The sequence below is a fragment of the uncultured Photobacterium sp. genome (genome assembly GCF_947502415.1).
Lineage (GTDB): Bacteria > Pseudomonadota > Gammaproteobacteria > Enterobacterales > Vibrionaceae > Photobacterium.
Map to the genome: position 1 here is coordinate 1 of NZ_CANMZV010000071.1, position 1,900 is coordinate 1,900.

Here is a 1,900-nt window from a genome sequence, read left to right on the forward strand (position 1 = left end):
CAAGCAATGGGGGAGTTTGATGACCTGTTTTCTCGAATTTTAGGAAAGAGCGAAAAAAAATATCCGGCGAAGACAAAGCATGATACCGGTAAAACCGCTCAATCACAGAAAAGTGAAGATAAGGTTAATGAGAAAAAATCGGATGAGGTGATTCGATGTGATGTTTGTAAGCGAATAGCAGGCACTAAGAAGAATCAATGTGAAGATGCCTTAAAGAGAAATAACCGAAAAACTAAGAAGAAGTCATGAGTGCTAAAAAAAAGATACTGGAATTTGATGGTCGGCTTAGTCCAAAGTACTCGCATGAACTTGTTGAAAATTGTATTAGAAATTCACATTTGCTGAATTTTAAATCGCATGCTCTTGCTGGTCACCATTTGATATCAAATAATGTCGTTTCTAAACTATCTACTAGTCGTAGAAAACAATTTGGAAATAAAGGTTGGTCAATTAATAATGGTTTTAATGTTGTTTTATTACCGGCTTTGAGTGAAATTGCTTGTCATTATGAAATGCCTTGCCATGAAATTAGCACATATCATATGGAGGAAGAAATTGTTTCTGACTTCTATTCACCAAGGACAAAAACATACGATAATCTTGGTAATGGGTCACTAGCATTAGATATTAGTAAATTGAATCCAGAAGACATGGATGTTGTTAAACACAAAAAAGTTAAAGGATATCATAAAGTAGTAGCAATAAAACTTGGTTTGACGCTAAAAGATCTTAATTGTAAGACAAAGTATAAAATATATGTTAATAGGCTGGATAATTTTTCCCTAAGAGTCCTTGATTGGCTATCAAAGTTTAAGTTACTTTTAACACCAAATGGTCGGATATATCATAAAAAGTCAAATCCATGTGGCTGTGGGAAGTGTAAACCAACGCGTGTACACTTCAAGACAAATAGTAGTATGGGAAAGCCTGTATATGATAGCGCAGAGACAAAGCGATATATAGATGAAAATCGCACAGAAAAAAACTATTATAATGAACAAGAACAATACTTTATTTACTCAGAAAAGATAACGAAAAAAGGTAAGACTCTTAAGCGAATTTTTAGGATTGAGACTAAATTTATACCATCTAAAGGTGAAGTCAAGAGTAAGTATTGGGTTTCTAATCGATTGAAATCAGTAAGAGAACTATAATTAATGTGAGGCCATGAGTGGAACTAATTGAATTAGGTACATTTTCAGAAAATGTTTATGCTAGCAACACAATGTTTGTTGATGTTGATGTTCGTGAATTTTTATACTCAGATAATGAGTACCAGCCAACGTCATCAGTAGAGCCTATTATATGGGAGGACAATGATTGTTTCGCCGACGAACTACCTGATATTGTTGATAAAGGTGAGCGTGTGGTTAACTTTATCACTGCTCAAATAATTATGTCTTTTGATCCTTATGGTGTAGAGGTTTATCCCGCTAAGCTTAAATTAGCTGATGCAGCAGTAGAAGGGCGTTATTTGATGTCCGTTAAAAATATAATTGATGTAATGGATGAAAGTGAAAGTTCTATTGAAATTAGTCCTGTTGATGGAGAAAGGCTAGTTCATGATGTTTATATTTCGACTGAAAAATTATCTAAAATCCCGTTACACAAGCGCTTGGTATTTCGTGTTAAAGGTGCCGATGACACCATTTTCTTTGATGGCAGGATTATTGATGCGGCCGATAAGTATTTTTCTATTCATGGCGCGAAACTCATTCAAATAACCCCGTTTAACACATCAGAAGAAGCTCCAATTTTATAAGGCGGATATATGAAAAATGAATATTACATTATATCTAAAAATGTTTTTGAACAATTCCCACTCCAACAAACTCCTCAGCGTATCGTGCCTTCTGAGCCTGATTTACTACTCGAAATGACGTTTTCTCCAAAGCTGTTC

At 34.6% G+C, this 1,900-nt stretch carries 2 protein-coding genes and 1 pseudogene; all 3 read left to right on the top strand.

The window, feature by feature from the left end:
- Positions 1-249, top strand: a pseudogene (locus Q0852_RS23475) (hypothetical protein); the annotation flags it as partial.
- A complete protein-coding gene (locus Q0852_RS23480) occupies positions 246-1,154 on the top strand; it encodes an AHH domain-containing protein (RefSeq protein WP_299022832.1) in 909 nt (302 codons plus the stop codon). The pseudogene Q0852_RS23475 and the gene Q0852_RS23480, both read left to right, overlap by 4 nt.
- 17 nt (positions 1,155-1,171) lie before the next feature.
- Positions 1,172-1,762: a hypothetical protein gene (locus Q0852_RS23485; protein ID WP_299022834.1), complete on the top strand. Its 591-nt coding sequence runs from the start codon at positions 1,172-1,174 to the stop codon at positions 1,760-1,762.
- Positions 1,763-1,900 lie beyond the last annotated feature (138 nt).